The sequence below is a fragment of the Janthinobacterium sp. UMAB-60 genome, assembly GCF_900095235.1.
Lineage (GTDB): Bacteria > Pseudomonadota > Gammaproteobacteria > Burkholderiales > Burkholderiaceae_D > Janthinobacterium.
This window is the reverse complement of record NZ_LT607503.1, coordinates 33,684-51,199: the sequence shown is the minus strand read 5'-3', so window position 1 is coordinate 51,199 and position 17,516 is coordinate 33,684. Positions and strand designations below refer to the sequence as shown.

Sequence of the window (17,516 nt, the reverse complement as noted above, 5' to 3'; positions counted from 1 at the left end):
AAAGGTAAAACACCAGCATAAACGAAAATAGGTGCAAAGCTTCTCGATGTCTTGGCCGAATGGAGTCAAAGGCTCCGCCTATTGACGCTTTCGTGGAAATGACATATCAACAGATGATATACTTCCCGCATGCGGATCGATCCTGCCATTGATACATTGCTGGACCTGGATGGCTCCATCCTCGACCAGGATGGCGGTTATTGGATCAAGATAGAAGCCAGGCGGACGGAAGTGTCGGATGAGATTCCTCACGGCATACGCTACTCGCTGACGCTGCACGAACCGTATGGCAAACGCATCCTCGGTTACGACAATGCGCACATGGTAAAGCCGCCAAAGAAATTCAAATATGCGGGACGTATCGTGGCATACGACCATAAACACCGGCATCCGTCAGATCAGGGAGTGCCATACGAATTCAAGGATGCACAGCATCTCATCAATGATTTCTTTGCTGACGTGGACCGCGTTTTGCTGGAGGTAAAAAAGCAATGAAACCGATTTTTATTGGCATCATGCCGCAAGAGAAAATCCGCGAACGCGTGCTCGCCATCGCTCGCGGCATATATAAACCGAAGGCGGATGAGCCCAAGGTCTGGTTCACTTCGATCAAATCGCTGGCGGAAGTCCTGAGCGACGAAAACCGGGCGTTGTTGCACGTGATTCTGGAAACGCAACCGGAATCCATTTCTGCATTGGCTGAGATAACGGGCCGCAAACCGAGCAACCTGTCACGCACCTTGAAAACAATGTCCAATTACGGCATCGTGGAATTGAAACGGGAGCGAAATCAAGTTCGCCCCGTAGCCACAGCGACGGAGTTTCGCATAGTTGCTAATTGATTTGCCGGACTATCAATGTGGTCCGTCATGCGACAGGCCAAAGCCCCGCGCTGGCCGGCAGACGCTCCGTGCGCCCTTCAAAATGAACACTATCCGACTGGAACCGGCTACTTGACTCAGGATGAGTATATTATACTGTGTTTATATACAGTATTGAGGTAGATCATGTGGGGCGCAGTCTTACCCGAGTATGCTGAGTTGTATTGCCTGAGTAATTTCAGCTTCCTGCATGGCGCCTCGCATGCGGAAGAGCTGGTGGCGCGCTCTGTCCAGCTCGGTTACAAGGCGCTGGCCATCACCGACGAGTGTTCGCTGGCCGGCGTCGTGCGTGCCCATGCGGTGGCCAAGCGGGCCGGCTTTCCCCTGATTATCGGCGCGCATTTTCACTTGACGCAGGCCGACGGCGGCGCGGCCATGTCCCTGCTGGCGCTGGTGCGCGATATCGATGGTTACGGCAACTTGTCGGAACTGATCACCATGGCGCGCACGCGGGCGGCCAAGGGGCGCTATCTGCTGACGCCCGATGATTTCAGCGCGCCATCGGCGCAGTTTGCCCATTTGCGGGGGCTGCCCGGCTGCCTGATGATCTTGCTGCCCAGCTATCCGGCCCAGCCGGAAAGCGTGCGCGCGCAGGGAAAGTGGATGGCGTCCACCTTTGGCAGCGAACGCAGCTGGATCGGCCTGAGCCTGCTGCAGCGGGCACAGGACGACGCGCACCGCAGTGCCGTGCAGGACGCGGGGCAGGCGCTGGGCTTGCCCGTGGTGGCCGTCGGCCATGTGTGCATGCACGTGCGTTCACGCAAGCCCTTGCTCGACACCTTGTGCGCGATACGCGTGGGTAAACCCGTGGGCGAGTGCGGCTATGCGCTGGCGCAAAATGCGGAGCAGCATCTGCGCGCGCGCTTGCGCCTGGCCAATGTGTATCCGCCGCAAGCGCTGGCGGAAACCGTGCGCATCGCCAAACTGTGTAAATTTTCCCTCGACAGCCTGCGTTATGACTATCCCGACGAGCTGGTGCCGCACGGCCACACGCCGGCGACCTATCTGCGCGAGGAAACGTATGCGGGCGCGCGCATGCGCTTTCCGCTGGGTATTCCGGCCAACGTGCAGCAGCAGATCGAGCAGGAGCTGGAGCTGATCGCCGAGCTGTCGTATGAAGCGTACTTTCTGACCGTGTACGACATCGTGCGCTTTGCGCGTTCGCAAAACATCTTGTGCCAGGGCAGGGGCTCGGCCGCCAATTCGGCCGTCTGTTATTGCCTGCACATCACGGAAGTGGACCCGGCACGGGGCAATTGTCTGGTCGGGCGCTTCATGTCGCGCGAGCGCAACGAGCCGCCCGACATCGACGTCGATTTCGAACACCAGCGGCGCGAAGAGGTCATCCAATATATCTACGGCAAATACGGCCGCGAGCGGGCCGCGCTGGCGGCCGTGGTGATCAGCTACCGGCCCAAGAGCGCCTTGCGCGACAGCGGCCGGGCGCTGGGGATCGACCTGGCCATCGTGGAAAAAGTGGCCAAGACGCATCGCTGGTTCGACGGCAAGCACGACTTATTGAGCCGCCTGGCCGAATGCGGGCTCGACCCGGAAGCGGCATTGTCGCAGCAGTGGGCCGGCCTGGCGCAGCAGTTGCTGGGCTTTCCCCGCCACCTGTCGCAGCATCCGGGCGGCTTTGTCATCGCGCAGGGGAAATTGTCGCGCCTGGTGCCGATTGAAAACGCCAGCATGGCCGAGCGCAGCGTCATCGAGTGGGACAAGAACGATCTTGAAGAGCTGGGCTTGATGAAGGTCGACGTGCTGGCGCTGGGCATGTTGTCGGCCTTGCGCCGCGCCCTGGAACTGGTGAGTGGACGGCGCGGCGAGGAATTTCGTTTGCAGGATATTCCCGCCGAAGATCCCGCCACCTACGACATGATGTGCCAGGCCGACACCATCGGCGTGTTCCAGATCGAGTCGCGCGCGCAGATGAGCATGCTGCCCCGGCTGCGTCCCCGTGAATTCTACGACCTCGTCATCGAAGTGGCGCTGGTGCGTCCCGGTCCCATCCAGGGCGGCATGGTGCATCCGTATCTGCAGCGGCGCCAGCAGAAAGAACCGGTCGAGTATCCGAAGGGCCTGGAAAAGGCGCTGGGGCGTACCCTGGGCATTCCGATTTTCCAGGAGCAAGTGATGCAGGTGGCCATCATCGCCGCCGATTTCACGCCTGGCGAAGCGGATCAGTTGCGGCGCGCCATGGCGGCCTGGAAGCGCAAGGGCGGCATGAACAATTACCATGACCGCATCGTCGATGCCATGGTCGACAATGGCTACGAGAAAGTATTTGCCGAGGCCATCTTCAGCCAGATCGAAGGCTTTGGCGAATATGGTTTTCCCGAGTCGCACGCGGCCAGTTTCGCGCTGCTGACGTATGCCAGTTCCTGGCTGAAATGCCACGAACCGGCCGCCTTCCTGTGCGCCTTGCTCAACAGCCAGCCCATGGGCTTTTACAGTCCCTCGCAACTGGTGCAGGATGGCCGCCGGCATGGCGTGCAAGTGCTGCCCGTCGACGTGGCCGTCAGCGGCTGGGAGGCGGGACTGGAGGAACAGGACGGGCAGGGTGATGCACCGGCCGTGCGCCTGGGCTTGAACAGCCTGTTCGGCATGCGCGCGGAAGCGGCCCAACGCATCGAGGATGCGCGCGCCATCGCCGCCTTCGTCGACGTGGCCGACCTGGCCCGGCGTGGCGGCCTGGACCGCCATGATTTGCAGGTGCTGGCCGCCGGCAATGCCCTGCATGCGCTGGCCGGCCACCGGCGCGCGGCGCTGTGGCAGGCGGCCGGCGCCGTGCCCGACAGGGATTTATTGCGCGCCACCACGCCAGAGGAAGACTTGCCCGTGCTGGCCGCGCCCACGGAAGGGGAGGGCATCGTCAGCGATTACCGCGCGCAAGGCCTGACCCTGGGCCGCCACCCGCTGGCGCTGCTGCGCGCACAGTTGCTGGAGGAACGCTTTCTGCCCGCCGCGACGCTGGCCAGCTACACGCATGGCCAGCTGGCGCGCGCCTGCGGCATCGTCACCGTGCGCCAGCGGCCGGGCACGGCCAAGGGCGTCATCTTCATGACCCTGGAAGACGAGACGGGCACCGTCAACGTCATCGTCTGGCCCGACCTGGTGGAAAGCCAGCGGCGCGAAGTGCTGAGCGCGCCGCTGCTGGGCGTGTACGGCGTGTGGCAAAGGGAGGGCATCGTGCGCAACCTGGTGGCCAAGCGCCTGGTCGACATGTCGCATCTGCTGGGGCGCTTGCGCACCAGCAGCCGCGATTTTTGTTGAGAGTTGCCGGCGGGGAGGAGGGCATGGCATTATTTGAATATGACAACATTACCCGAACCGACACTGCGTCCTGCCCTGGTCGCCGACGCGCCCGCCATCGTCGCCCTGATCGACGACCTGATACCCTTTCTGACCCTGCACCCCGATGGCGCGGGGGCGGAAAAGTTTATCGAACACTGCCGCCAGCCGGCCATCGAAAACTATCTGTCGCTGCCCAATTACGCCTACCAGCTCGCGCATATCGACGGCGAACTGGCCGGCGTGGTGGCCATGCGCGACAACACGCATCTGTTCCACATGTTCGTGCCGCGTGCCCTGCACCGGCGCGGCATGGCACGCCGTTTGTGGCAGGCAGCCCGCGATGCGTCGCTGGCCAGGGGCGGCGTGACGGCGTTTACCGTCAACTCCTCGGCCTACGCCTTGCCCCTGTATGAAAGCCTGGGCTTTGTCGCCACGGGACCGAAGGTGGAGACGGGCGGCATCGCGTTTGTGCCGATGCGCATGGAATTGTAAAAATTAACCCAACGGCAAGGACTGGGGTCGTACCCTGAGGGTACGACCCCGGCATTTGCTTTTGGGTGATAGTGATTACCAGCGCACGATCTTGCCCGGATTCATGAGGTTCTTCGGGTCCAGCGCGTGTTTCACGGCGCGCATGGTGTCGATGGCGCCCTCTCCATGTTCTTCCACCAGGAAAGCCATCTTGTGCATGCCCACGCCATGTTCTCCCGTGCAGGTGCCGTCCATGCCGATGGCGCGCGTGACCATGTCGCTGTTGACCTTTTCCGCGCGGGCGATGTCGGCCGGATCGTCAGGGTCGACCAGCATCTGCACGTGGAAATTGCCGTCGCCGACGTGGCCGATGATGGCGTAGACCAGGCCCTGCGCCTCGCAATCGGCCTTGGTGGCGAGGATGCATTCGGCCAGGCGCGAAATGGGCACGCAGCAATCGGTGGAAATGGCGCGGCTGCCGGGACGCATCTGCAGCAGGGCGAAATACGCATTGTGGCGCGCGGCCCACAGGCGCGAGCGGTCTTCGGGACGGCTGGCCCATGCGAAATCGCTGGCGCCGTGTTCCGCCGTGATGGCTTGTACCAGCTGCGCCTGCTCGGCCACGCTGGCCGGCGTGCCGTGGAATTCAAACAGCAGCAGCGGCTTCTCTGGCAGCGCCATCTTGTCGTAGGCGTTGATGGCTTTGACGCCATTTTCATCGAGAAACTCGACCCGCGCCACGGGAATGCCCATCTGGATGGTCTGGATCACGGCGCTGACGGCTTCGCCCGTGCCGGGGAATGAGCACACGGCGGCCGAGATCGCCTCCGGCAGCGGATACAGTTTTACGGTCACTTCCGTGATGATGCCCAGGGTGCCCTCGCTGCCGACAAATAAACGCGTCAGGTCGTAGCCGGCCGACGATTTTTTCGCCCTGGTCCCCGTCTTGATGATGCGGCCATCGGCCGTTACCACCGTCAGGGCCAGCACGTTTTCGCGCATGGTGCCGTAGCGCACGGCATTCGTGCCAGAGGCGCGCGTGGCCGCCATGCCGCCCAGCGACGCATTGGCGCCCGGGTCGATGGGGAAGAACAGGCCCGTGTCGCGGACTTCCTCGTTCAGCTGCTTGCGCGTCACGCCTGCCTGCACGGTGGCCGTCAAGTCTTCACTATGCACGGCTACCATCTGATTCATTTGCGACAGATCAATCGTCACGCCGCCATGCAGGGCCAGCACATGGCCTTCGAGCGAGGTGCCGCTGCCATAGGCGATGACGGGCACGTCGTGTGCGCTGCACAGCTTCACGGCGGCCGCCACTTCCTCGGTGGAATGGGCGAAGATGACGGCATCGGGCAGCATGGGGGGATAGCTCGACTCGTCGCGGCCATGGTGTGCGCGCATGGCTTGCGTCATGGAAAAGCGGTCGGCAAAGATCAGGGAAAGTACGGCAGCAAGAGAGTCTGGCAGCGGTTTTTTCAGTACCGCCAACTGGTCAGTTTGATTCACGCGAATCCTCCGTTTTTTTTATTCTACTCCGCGACCGGGGATTTCACCGAAGCACCATGTTGATTTTTTGCCGCTTGTAAAAAAATCCGCAAGGTTTGCCGTGCACTGGTTGTAAATGAGAATCATTTCCATTAAAATGCCCGCCAGTAGTTATTTTGCAATGCGTGCTTCCACCCGAAAGGCCCTGCCATGAAATCCCCCTTGTCCCTCGCCGCCGTCCTGCCCGCCTGCGTGCTGGCGCTGAGCGCCTGCAGCAGTGTCGCGCCCGCCACTGGCACGGCCTCCGCCGCCACGGCGCAGGACGTGCGCCAGCTGGGCGAGATCGTCGACCTGCGCAGCGGCCAGCGCGTGACTGCCGAGCAATTGCTGGCCCGGCTGGCCGCCGCCCCGCGCGTGATCGTCGGCGAGCAGCATGACCAGCTCAGCCATCACCAGATCGAGCAATGGCTGCTGCAGCAATTGCAGGGCCAGCGTCCGCAAGGCAGCGTGCTGCTGGAAATGCTGAACCCGGACCAGCAAGCCAAGGTGGACAAGGTCAAGCCGTGGCTGCAGACGGATCCCGTCGTGCGTCCCGAACACGTGGCCGAACTGCTGGCCTGGCAACCGAGCTGGAAGTGGGCGCAATATGGCGACCTGGTCATGACGGTGATGCGCGCGCCATATCCCGTCTGGTCGGCCAACCTGGACCGCAGCGAAATCAAGCAACTGTTTATCGACCAGCCGGCCGTGCAGGGCAAGCATTCGAACCTGGCCAACGATGGCAAGGTGCATGACAAATTGAAAGACATCATCCGCGTCATGCACGACAACCAGATCGACGCGCCGCGCCTGGCCGCCATGCTGTCGGTGCAGCAGCAGCGCGACCGCCGCATGGCCGAGCGCCTGCTGGCCGCGCCCGCGCCGGCCGTGCTGATCGCCGGCGCCTATCATGCGCACAAGGACCTGGGCGTGCCGCTGCACGTGCAAGACTTGACGGGCGGCCCGGCGCCGCTGGTGCTCGTACTGGCGCCGCAGGGTGCCACGGTGCAGGCGCCGCAGGCGGATTTTGTGTGGTACACGCCGGTGGCGGCGCCCGCCATCGCCAGCGTAAAGTAATTCTTTGTATCTCCGCCGGGCGTTCAGCCCGGCACTCTTCCCCAGCAAGCTTCTTCGCAGCAGCCAGGTAGTCCGTCCGATTTTTTCTTACCTGTTGAAGCTTCCATGCGTATTTCCTGTCTCAAAGCCGCTGCCGGCGGCGTGTTTCTTTCCATCTTTCATTCCGGCGCACAAGCGTCCGCCTTGCAGCATGACATGTCGCCGCTGGGCATGTTTTTCGCCGCCGACCAGGTCGTCAAAAGCGTGCTCATCGGCCTGTTGATCGCCGCGCTGGCCACCTGGGTGGTCTTGCTGGTGAAGGGCGCCAGCTTGCTGCAAGCGCGGCGCGAAGCGGCGCTGGCCGTCGCCGTGCTGAAGACGGCCACGTCCTTGCCGGACGCTGCCGCAAAGAGCGGGGCGTCTGTGCTGGCGCAACAGTTGCTCGATGATGTGCAGCAGGAACTGCATCTGTCGCACGCCAGCGCATCGGCGGCGGCCCTGAAGGAGCGGGCCGGCTTTCGCCAGGAACAGTGGATCGCCCACCAGGTGCGTGCCATGACGCAAGGCATCGGTCTGCTGGCCAGCATCGGCGCCGTGGCGCCCTTCGTCGGCCTGTTCGGCACCGTGTGGGGCATCATGAACAGCTTTATCGGCATCGCCGTCAGCCAGAGCACGAACCTGGCGACCGTGGCACCCGGTATCGCGGAAGCCTTGCTGGCGACAGCGCTGGGCCTGGTGGCGGCGATTCCCGCCGTCGTCATCTATAACGTCTTGAGCCGTGGCATCAATCAGTACAAGGCGCAGCTGCGCGCCGCTTCCGCGCAAGTGCTGCTGATGCTGAGTCGCGACCTCGACACGCGCAAGCAGGCCTGAGCCATGGCCAGCCTTTTTCCATCGCAGGACGACGATATGGCCGACATGCCGGAATTGAGTGAGATCAATGTCACGCCCTTCATCGACGTGATGCTGGTGTTGTTGATCATCTTCATGGTGGTCTCGCCGCTGGCCACCGTCGACCTGAAGATCGACTTGCCGGCCGCCACGGCCAAGCCCGAGCCGCGTCCCGACAAGCCCCTGTTCGTTTCCCTGAAAGCGGACCACAGCCTGTACCTGGGCGTAGCTCCCGTGGCGCGCGAGCAACTGGGCCGTCTGCTCGATGCCGAGACGGGCGGCGACCGCCAGCGCACGCTGTTTTTCCAGGCCGACAAGCAAGCCGCGTATGAAGACGTGCTGGGCGTGATGGATGCCCTGCGCCAGGCCGGCTACCTGAAAGTGGGCCTGGTGGGCAGGGAGGGGGGCGGGTGAGTCCGCGTCCGATATTGAGCTGGGGCATCGCCACGTCGCTGGTGGTGACCGCCACGCTGGCCCTGCTGCTGTGGGCGGCCTGGCAGTCCGTCACCGTCGCGCCCGCTAATCCGGCCGCCAGCGTGATGCTGGTGTTTGCCGCGCAGGCGCTGTCGCCGGAGACACAACAGGCGGCAGCGGTCGGGGCGCGCCAGTCGGCCGTCTCCAGCGCCGCCCGGCCGCCAAAGAGCACCATCCGGCAAGAGGCGCTGCCCGTGCTGGCGCGTGCCGCCGCGCCGCAGATCGTCGCGGCGGAAAAAGAGACGAAGGCAGAAGCCAGCCCGTCGCTTGATCCCGGCAAGGATGCCGCCAAGGAAGCGTCATTGCCCGCGCAGGCCAGCAGCAGCGCCACGCCGGCGCCAAGTTCGGTGCGCGGTCCGCAGGCGGCGCCGTTCGACAGCGACACGCCGCCCGCCAGCGCGGCGCCGGCCAGCTGGCAAAGCCGGGTGCTCGGCCACCTGGCCCATTTCAAGCGCTATCCGGGCGACGCGCGCCAGCGCAAGCGGGCCGGCGCCGCCTGGGTGCGCTTCCAGGTGGACCGCGACGGCAAGCTGCTGGCCAGCGAACTGGTCACGTCATCGGGCACGGTGCTGCTCGACCGCGAAGCGCTGCAAGTGCTTGAGCGCGCGCAACCGTTGCCGGCGCCGCCCGCCAGCGTATTGCGCCAGGGCACGGTGACGGTGACCTTGCCCGTGTCGTTCAAGCTCGATGCCGAGAGCGGCCACGGCGCCAGCTGATTTTTCGCATTTTTTCAATCACATAACAAATCGAGGGTGTATGCATATCAAGACAATGACGCGGGCCGTGGGCGTTTGCATGGCGTTGCTGGCGCAGCAGGCATGGGCGCAAGAGAGTAGCGACGGCAAGGTCGCGTTTTCGCCGCTGAATGTATCGGGTGAAACTGTCCCGGCGGAACAGCAGGCGCTGGAAAAACCGGGCGCCGTCAGCGCGCGCGGCGCGGACACGCGCTTGCAGAGCGTGGACCAGATCGTGCGCAGCATGCCGGGCACGTTTACCCAGATCGATCCGGCGCAGGGCGCCGTCAGCGTCAACATCCGCGGCCTGTCGGGGCTGGGCCGCGTCAACATGATGGTCGATGGCGTGAGCCAGAATTACTATGGCAGCGCGCCCTCGTCGGTCTCGCATGGCGGCGTGCCCAGCAGCCAGTTCGGCGCCCTGATCGACCCGAATTTCATCATCGGCGTGGATGTGTCGCGCGGCAATGTCGTCGGTGGCGACGGCGTCAATGCGCTGGCCGGCAGCGCCAATTTCCGCACCATCGGCGTCGATGACGTGGTCTTCGCCGGCGAAAAAACGGGGGCACGCACGAAGATGTCGGCCGGAAATAACGGCGTGGGACGCAGCGCCATGCTGGCCGTGGCCATGAAAAACCCGGCCTTCGATGGCGGCAGCGTAGGCTTCATGGCGGCCACCAGCGCGAGTGTGATCGGCAACAACTACAAGAATGCCAAGGGCGTCAACAGCGAGGAATTCGGTTTCGGCTACAACCGCTATTACAAGCAAAAGCCCAAGTCGCAGCTGCTCAAGCTGGACCTCAAATTGAGCGACTTCCACTCTCTGGAGCTGTCGGCGCGCGACTACCGCAGCACGTTTACGCGCCGCGATATCCGCAGCGATGACTACTACGTCAAATATCACTACACGCCGTTTTCGGAGTTGATCGACCTCAATGTGGTGGCCAGCAGCAGCCGTGGCAACCAGAAATACATGCCCGAAGCGCTGACCAATTTCATCAATACAAATGCGGCCAACCGCGCCGACGCCTTCGATATCAACAACACCAGCAGTTTCAAGCTGGCCGGTGGCGATGCGCTGGTGACCATCGGCGGCAAGCTGATGCGCAACAAGTACAGCAAGCACGTGGAAAGCCTGGTGGACGACCCGGACAACCGGGACGCGAACCAGCAATCGATTGAAAACAACACGTTCGGCCCCGAAGGCGTGCAAAAGATCAGCAGCCTGTATGCAGGCTTGCAATACAACCGCGGCATTGTTCAGGTCAATGCGGGCCTGAACACCACGCACTTTGATTTGACCGGCTACAAACCCGCCTGCGATCCGCGCGTGCAGTGTTTCCCGCAGGGGGCGTCGCACATTGCGCTGAAGGAGCATGGCATCAACCCATCGCTGCTCGTTTCCGCGCAAGTGACGCCGTGGTTCCAGCCGTTTGCCAGCGCCGAGCGCGCCATGCGCGGACCGAATCCGCAGGAAGTATTCTTTTCCAACGATGGCGGCGCCTCGATGAACCCGTTTTTGAAAGGCGAGCGGGCCAGCACCTACCAGCTGGGCTTCAATTCCAGCCTGCATGGCTTGCTGAGCAAGAATGACGTGCTGAACTTCAAGGCCCTGTATTTCAAGAGCAAGATCGACGGCTATATCACCAGCCAGTCCTTTCTTGTGTGCGACAGCGGCCGCAAGTGCAATATCGCGGAAGTGCTCGCCAATGACTGGAAGAATGTGGATGAATACGTGACGAATATGTATATTTACATCAACTCGTCCACTCCCGTGCACGCGCGCGGATGGGAACTGGAAGCGCAGTACCAGCTGGGGGCCACGTATGCGCGCCTGTCGTACACGCGCGACAAGACCAGCCAGCCCACCTCGATCGCCAGCGCGTGGTTTGGCGCGGCCGACATCGGCGACTTGCCCAGCACGTATTACAACCTCGACGTGGGCACGCGCCTGCTGGACAACAAGCTGGAAGTGGGCGCCATCCTCAAGCACACGGGCTCGAACCGCCGCCTGTCGCCCGACAATGAGGCCGACGAAGCGACGGGCGAAGTGCTCAAGGCCGAGAATCCGAAGATCCCGGCCGTGATCGACTTGTATGCGAGTTACCAGGTCAGCAAGAACCTGTTCCTGCGCCTGTCCGTGCAGAACGCCATGAACAAGGATTTCTCGGAAGCGCTGAACCGGCTGAACTCGATGCCGTCGCAGTCGCAGGACAACACGCCGCTGAGCACGGCGCGGGGCAGGACGTATGTGGCGGGGCTGGAGTACCGGTTTTAGAGCAGACCTCAGCCCCGCGCTTTTGCTTAATTAATACTCACGCGGCGTGGTGCCGTAGTAGCTATGGATCGAATTGGCCCACGCCTGGTCCGCCATGTTCGGCCAGTTATCCGTGTCGAAGCCGGGCGCGTTTTCGATGCGTTCCTTGTCGACGTTGAGCGTGAAGCGCTTGTTGACGGTGTCGAGCAGCAGCGCTTCCCACGGCACGGCGAACAGCTTTTCGCCGATGGTGAAGACGCCACCGTGCGACATGACGGCGTAGGCAATTTTGCCGCTGCGCATGTCGATCATGATTTCCTTGATTTCGCCCAGGTGTTCATCCTTGGCGTTGTGCACATGGTCGCCGATCAGGGTGTCGGCACCCATCAATTCAGGGCCGGGGCCTTTGTGGCCGCGGTTGACATACATGCCGTAGGCGTCGCGTTCTTCGTAGCTCATGGTGGACCTCCTGTTGAAAAATCCCAGTCTGCGGCCAGGGCGCGGCAGGGTCTGTTCGCTCGCCCACACAAATTAAGGAATTGAAAATATTTTAATTATTACTATTGAGTAATTTTGTTGTGCGTAGACCGCAGGAGCGGGGGTGATCGTCGGCATTTGGCGCAAATTTCCACGCGCGGGGGGCGACGCAGGCGGGCTTTAGTGTATAATTTCAATTTCCCGCACGTGCCGTTCGGCACCATCTGCAATGACCAAATTTGTCTTCGTCACTGGTGGCGTTGTGTCTTCCCTTGGAAAAGGGATTGCCGCCGCCTCCCTCGCCGCGATCCTCGAATCGCGCGGCCTTAAAGTCACCATGCTCAAGCTCGACCCGTATATCAACGTCGATCCTGGCACGATGAGCCCTATGCAACACGGTGAAGTATTCGTCACCGACGACGGGGCCGAAACCGACCTCGACCTCGGTCACTACGAGCGCTTCATCTCCACCCGCATGAAAAAGGTGAATAACTTCACCACTGGCCAGATCTATGAATCGGTGATCCGCAAGGAACGCCGGGGCGAGTATCTGGGCAAGACCGTGCAGGTGATTCCGCATATCACCAATGAAATCCAGGATTACATCCGCCGTGGCGCCGAAGGCTACGACGTGGCCCTGTGCGAAATCGGCGGCACCGTCGGCGATATCGAATCGTTGCCCTTCCTGGAAGCGGCGCGTCAGCTGAGCCTGCGCGCCGGCCGCAAGAACACGGCCTTCGTCCACCTGACCCTGGTGCCTTACATCGCCTCGGCCGGTGAACTGAAGACCAAGCCGACCCAGCACTCGGTGCAAAAGCTGCGCGAAATCGGCATCATGCCGAACGCGCTGCTGTGCCGCGCCGACCGCGCCATCCCGGAAGACGAGCGCGCGAAGATCTCGCTGTTCTCGAATATCGAAGAGCATGCCGTCATTTCCGTGTGGGACGTCGACACCATCTACAAAGTGCCGCAAATGCTGCACGACCAGGGCCTCGACAAGATCATCTGTGAAGCGCTGGACCTCGATCCGGCACCGGCCGACCTGTCGATCTGGAGCAAGCTGATCTACACGATGGAGCACCCGAAGGCGGAAGTGACCGTCGGCATGGTCGGCAAGTATGTCGAGCTGACCGAGTCGTACAAGTCGCTGATCGAAGCGTTGCGCCACGCCGGCATCCACACGGAAAGCCGCGTCAACATCGAGTACATCGATTCGGAAGAAATCGAAACGACCGGTTGCGAGAACCTGGCCAAGTACGATGCCATCCTGGTACCGGGCGGCTTCGGCAAGCGCGGCGTGGAAGGCAAGATCAAAGCGGCCCAGTTCGCCCGTGAGCACAAGATCCCTTACCTGGGCATCTGCCTGGGCATGCAAGTGGCCCTGATCGAATACGCGCGCAACAAGGCAGGCATGCCGAACGCGAATTCGACCGAGTTCGACCTTGATACGGATCAACCTGTCGTTGCACTGATCAATGAGTGGCAAAACCACGATGGTAAAGTCGAGTTGCGCGATGAAAACTCGGACCTGGGCGGTACCATGCGCCTGGGCGCGCAGACCTGCGCCGTCAATCCGGGCACCCTCGCTGCCGAGATCTACGGCAGCGTGGTGACCGAGCGTCACCGTCATCGCTACGAAGCCAACAATCACTACCTGGCCCGTGTCGAAGCGGCTGGCATGATCGTCTCGGCCCGCACGCCAAGCGAAGATTTGTGCGAAATCATGGAATTGCCACGCACGGGTGAAAATGCCCACCCATGGTATATGGGCGTGCAATACCATCCCGAGTTCAAGTCGACGCCACGCACCGGCCATCCGCTGTTTACCTCGTTCATCAAGGCAGCGCTGGCGCACAAGGAAGCCAACGCCGCCGCGGAATAACGCGGGTCGCTTGCGACAGTATTACCCGTAAGACAGCTCCCGGCCAGATGGTTCCCGCCGGGAGTTTCTTTGCCCCCTTTGTGCAATTGCGCATCAGAACGCAGTGTGCAGCCCCTGTTACGCTTAACTTTGGAGAATGACATGAGTGCTATTGTTGATATTATCGGTCGCGAAATCCTGGACTCGCGCGGCAATCCGACCGTCGAATGCGATGTGTTGCTGGAATCGGGCGTGATGGGCCGTGCGGCCGTGCCGTCGGGTGCCTCGACCGGTTCGCGCGAAGCCGTGGAATTGCGCGATGGCGACGCCAAGCGCTACTTCGGCAAGGGCGTGCTGCAAGCATGCGAAAACATCAATACCGAAATCTCCGAAGCCATCATGGGCCTGGACGCCAATGAACAGGCTTTCCTGGACCGTACCTTGATCGACCTGGACGGCACGGAAAACAAATCGCGCCTGGGCGCCAACGCCATCCTGGCCGTCTCCATGGCCGTGGCCAAGGCTGCCGCCGAAGAAGCGGGCTTGCCGCTGTACCGCTATTTCGGCGGTTCGGGCGCCATGCAGATGCCAGTGCCGATGATGAACGTCATCAACGGCGGCGCGCACGCCGACAACAACCTGGATATCCAGGAATTCATGATCATTCCCGTGGGCGCCCCGTCGTTCAAGGAAGCCGTCCGCTACGGCGCGGAAGTATTCCACACGCTGAAAAAGATCCTGCACAAGAAGGGCCTGAACACCAACGTGGGCGACGAAGGCGGTTTCGCGCCATCCTTGGCCAACCACGAAGAAGCGATCAAGCTGATCATCCAGGCCATCGAAGAAGCGGGCTACGAGCCAGGCACGCAGATCGCCATCGGTCTCGATTGCGCCGCGTCCGAGTTCTACAAGAACGGCAAGTACGAAATGGAAGGCGAAGGCCTGAGCCTGACGGCCACCGAGTTCACCAACCTGCTGGCGACCTGGTGCGACAAGTACCCGATCATCTCGATCGAAGACGCGATGCATGAAGGCGACTGGGACGGCTGGGCAATCCTGACGGCGGAACTGGGCAAGAAGGTGCAACTGGTCGGCGACGACCTGTATGTCACCAACACCAAGATCCTGAAAGAAGGCATCCAGAAGGGCATCGCCAACTCGATCCTGATCAAGATCAACCAGATCGGCACCCTGACGGAAACCTTCGCCGCCATCGAAATGGCCAAGCGCGCCGGCTATACGGCCGTCATTTCGCACCGCTCGGGCGAAACGGAAGACTCGACCATCGCCGATATCGCCGTTGCCACCAACGCCCTGCAGATCAAGACCGGCTCGATGTCGCGTTCGGACCGCATGGCCAAGTACAACCAGCTGCTGCGTATCGAGGAAGACCTGGGCGACATCGCCAGCTACCCTGGCCGCGATGCGTTCTATAATCTGAAGTAAGCTGATGTAAAACCCACTGGCCGGCCGGAGATATCCGGCCGGTTTGTTAACTGAATGTCCCATGCGCCTGATTACGCTCGCCCTGGCAGCCCTGCTGCTGCTGATCCAATTTCCCCTCTGGCTGGGTAAAGGCGGCTGGCTGCGTGTTGCCGACATGGAAGCCCAAGTGGCGCAGGCCAACAAGAAGAATATGGAATTGAAGGCGAGAAACGCCAAGCTCGAATCCGAAGTGCGCGACCTGAAAGATGGTACGGGTGCCGTCGAGGAGCGTGCCCGCTATGAGCTGGGCATGGTCAAACAGAATGAGATTTTCGTGCAGATCGTGCGCAAGGGCCAGACCCCGCCACTGCTGGAAACACCGGTGGACGCTGCTGCGCCACATTAAGATAGTACGACTTCCCGCTTGCCAGCCTGGACCGATTGCCAGGCTGACATATCACTTTATAACTGCTACTACCTTGCTGCTTGCTGATTAGAAACGGGCTTTGCCGGTCGAGATCAGGTAAAAATGGATGCCGGTAACGACGACGGCTACGGCGATCAGTGCGGTTTCGAGAATCATCATATAAAAATCCTTTCGTGTATTGAGTTAGCCGCGCGAGGCCAGGAAACGCAATTCGGAGGCCAGATTCGGCATCAGGTGCTCGTAACGGGCCGCTTCCGAGTTCAGCAGGGCGATGTCGCGCTTGCTTGGGCGCACATAGCGCTGTTCTTCGGCGCTGCTGGCGTTCGTGGTGATGACTTCCTTCTGTGCCAGTTCGCTGTACGGCTTGGAAGCGAGCAGGGCGCCCAGGAAGGCGCGCGTGGCGCGGCCCAGGTTGCTGAAGTAGTTGTCGTTGTCGTTGCTGTAGGTGTTGGTAAAAGTGGACATATGCCCTCCATGAATGGTCTGTTGTTGCATTGCACAATAATGGAGTTTGCGATATGCGTCCAATTTCAAATTCCAATTTCAGAAATTCAAGAAACGAATAATAAGGGCGTAGCTGCCAGCCACGCCCTGAAATTAAAATTGTTACGAAATGTTTATCCTGCGGCGATGCGTCCCAGGCCCGGATCGTCGCTGAAAAAGCCGTCCAGTCCCGTTTCGATATAGCGCCGCATTTCCGCCACGGATCCCGCTTCGTTGCGCGCATTCTCACCATTGCCATCGCGGAAGTCGGCCGCCAGGAAACGGTTTTCCGGGCGGAAGGTCCACGTGTGCAGCAGCAAGCCCGCCTGGTGCGCATCGTCGACGATGGTCGTGGGCGCAGCCAGGCGCTGGTCGGCGCCCAACGGGATGACGCCTCGCGTGGGCGGCGCCACCACGTCCGCGTAGGCGGCGATGTCGCGCAAGCCGGCCGGTGTGGTCATTTGTCCAAATGTTAACTTTCCACCGGCCTTGACGACATCCATGGGGCGCACCTCGCCGCCCACCACCAGCTGCATCAGGCGCACGTTGGCGCGCCGTCCCAGCTTCTCGCGCAGGTACTTCAAATTGGCCACTTCGAAGGACTGGATTTCGATCGGCGCGCGGCGCGTGTATTCGTGTGCCAGCATGGTCGACAGGAAACGGTCTTCCAGCGCCAGGCCCGCATCGCGGAAATAGGTGGAACTTTTCAGCTCCGGCACGAGGCCGATGACGCGGCCGCTGGCGGCAGATTGCGCTGCAACAAAATCGATGATTTCTTCCCACGTGGGGATCTGGAATTGGCCATCGTACAAGGTGTTGCCGGTGCGTACTTTCGGCAGCCGTTCGATGGCACGCAGGGTTTTCAGTTCCGCCAGCGTAAAGTCGTCGACGAACCAGCCGTCATGCCATTCGCCGTCGACCATCTTCTTGCCGCGCCGGCTGGCAAATTCAGGCCGGCGCGCCACGTCGGTGGTGTCGATCAGGTTGCTTTCGTGGCGCGCCACGAGGATGCCGTCGCGCGTGGCGACCAGGTCCGGCTCGACGTAATCGGCGCCGTCGAGGATGGCCTTGGCGTACGACGCCAGCGTGTGCTCGGGGCGCAGGGCGCTGGCGCCCCGGTGGGCGAATACCAGCGGACGCGCCGGTTTTGTCTCCAGCAAGCCGGCGGCAAAGCCCGGTGCGGCGGCCAGGGCCAGGCCGCCGGCCGCTGCCTGGACGAAGCTGCGGCGCGAAAAGTGACGCTGGGGCAGCACAGGGGCGA

At 61.7% G+C, this 17,516-nt stretch carries 16 protein-coding genes; 12 read left to right on the top strand and 4 right to left on the bottom strand.

The genetic code is table 11. From position 1 onward, the window contains the following. Positions 1-129: 129 nt before the first annotated feature. The 4 genes from K0F86_RS25200 (at position 130) to K0F86_RS25185 (ending at position 4,667) form a co-directional block, all read left to right on the top strand. Positions 130-495 (top strand): DUF6516 family protein, encoded by a 366-nt coding sequence (locus K0F86_RS25200; protein ID WP_219136870.1) that lies wholly within the window; start codon positions 130-132, stop codon positions 493-495. After that, positions 492-842, top strand: coding sequence for a transcriptional regulator (locus tag K0F86_RS25195; protein ID WP_219136869.1), 351 nt, complete (start codon positions 492-494; stop codon positions 840-842). The genes K0F86_RS25200 and K0F86_RS25195 overlap by 4 nt, the downstream gene beginning before the upstream one ends. Before the next feature lie 165 nt (positions 843-1,007). Next, on the top strand, positions 1,008-4,154 hold the full coding sequence (locus tag K0F86_RS25190; RefSeq protein ID WP_219136868.1) for an error-prone DNA polymerase: 3,147 nt from the start codon (positions 1,008-1,010) through the stop codon (positions 4,152-4,154). Between the two features lie 39 nt (positions 4,155-4,193). Beyond that, entirely contained in the window at positions 4,194-4,667 is a 474-nt protein-coding gene (locus K0F86_RS25185; RefSeq protein ID WP_219136867.1) for a GNAT family N-acetyltransferase, read from the top strand. A 75-nt stretch (positions 4,668-4,742) separates the two neighbouring features. Here the strand turns inward: K0F86_RS25185 and K0F86_RS25180 are convergent, their stop codons facing one another. Continuing rightward, a complete protein-coding gene (locus K0F86_RS25180; protein ID WP_257572356.1) occupies positions 4,743-6,152 on the bottom strand; it encodes an FAD-binding oxidoreductase in 1,410 nt (469 codons plus the stop codon). 189 nt (positions 6,153-6,341) lie between these two features. Between K0F86_RS25180 and K0F86_RS25175 the strand changes: the two genes are divergently transcribed. The 5 genes from K0F86_RS25175 (at position 6,342) to K0F86_RS25155 (ending at position 11,603) form a co-directional block, all read left to right on the top strand. Beyond that, complete coding sequence (locus K0F86_RS25175) at positions 6,342-7,247, top strand: ChaN family lipoprotein (RefSeq protein ID WP_219136866.1); 906 nt, start codon at positions 6,342-6,344, stop codon at positions 7,245-7,247. 105 nt (positions 7,248-7,352) lie between these two features. Continuing rightward, positions 7,353-8,099: a tonB-system energizer ExbB gene (gene exbB / locus K0F86_RS25170; protein WP_219136865.1), complete on the top strand. Its 747-nt coding sequence runs from the start codon at positions 7,353-7,355 to the stop codon at positions 8,097-8,099. 3 nt (positions 8,100-8,102) lie between these two features. Further along, a complete protein-coding gene (gene exbD / locus K0F86_RS25165) occupies positions 8,103-8,531 on the top strand; it encodes a TonB system transport protein ExbD (protein WP_219136864.1) in 429 nt (142 codons plus the stop codon). After that, entirely contained in the window at positions 8,528-9,307 is a 780-nt protein-coding gene (locus K0F86_RS25160; protein WP_219136863.1) for an energy transducer TonB, read from the top strand. Before exbD ends, K0F86_RS25160 begins: the two co-directional genes overlap by 4 nt. 40 nt (positions 9,308-9,347) lie before the next feature. Beyond that, the gene (locus tag K0F86_RS25155) at positions 9,348-11,603 is read left to right on the top strand and encodes a TonB-dependent receptor domain-containing protein (RefSeq protein ID WP_219136862.1); all 2,256 of its coding nucleotides are present in this window, start codon (positions 9,348-9,350) and stop codon (positions 11,601-11,603) included. A 30-nt stretch (positions 11,604-11,633) separates the two neighbouring features. On the opposite strand, the gene K0F86_RS25150 is transcribed toward K0F86_RS25155, so the two are convergent. Next, positions 11,634-12,041 (bottom strand): PRC-barrel domain-containing protein, encoded by a 408-nt coding sequence (locus K0F86_RS25150; RefSeq protein WP_219136861.1) that lies wholly within the window; start codon positions 12,039-12,041, stop codon positions 11,634-11,636. A 247-nt stretch (positions 12,042-12,288) separates the two neighbouring features. Here K0F86_RS25150 and K0F86_RS25145 point away from each other — a divergent pair, with 247 nt between their 5' ends. The 3 genes from K0F86_RS25145 (at position 12,289) to ftsB (ending at position 15,751) form a co-directional block, all read left to right on the top strand. Then, positions 12,289-13,941 carry a CTP synthase gene (locus K0F86_RS25145; protein ID WP_219136860.1) on the top strand — a complete coding sequence of 551 codons (1,653 nt, stop codon included), beginning with the start codon at positions 12,289-12,291 and terminating at the stop codon, positions 13,939-13,941. Positions 13,942-14,082: 141 nt separating this feature from the next. After that, entirely contained in the window at positions 14,083-15,366 is a 1,284-nt protein-coding gene (gene eno, locus K0F86_RS25140) for a phosphopyruvate hydratase (RefSeq protein WP_102123247.1), read from the top strand. 61 nt (positions 15,367-15,427) lie between these two features. Then, positions 15,428-15,751 (top strand): cell division protein FtsB, encoded by a 324-nt coding sequence (gene ftsB / locus K0F86_RS25135; protein ID WP_219136859.1) that lies wholly within the window; start codon positions 15,428-15,430, stop codon positions 15,749-15,751. Between the two features lie 204 nt (positions 15,752-15,955). On the opposite strand, the gene K0F86_RS25130 is transcribed toward ftsB, so the two are convergent. Both K0F86_RS25130 and K0F86_RS25125 read right to left on the bottom strand, forming a co-directional pair. After that, positions 15,956-16,237, bottom strand: coding sequence for a hypothetical protein (locus K0F86_RS25130; protein WP_219136858.1), 282 nt, complete (start codon positions 16,235-16,237; stop codon positions 15,956-15,958). Between the two features lie 152 nt (positions 16,238-16,389). Continuing rightward, a complete protein-coding gene (locus K0F86_RS25125; protein ID WP_374197325.1) occupies positions 16,390-17,508 on the bottom strand; it encodes a glycerophosphodiester phosphodiesterase in 1,119 nt (372 codons plus the stop codon). Positions 17,509-17,516: the final 8 nt, after the last annotated feature.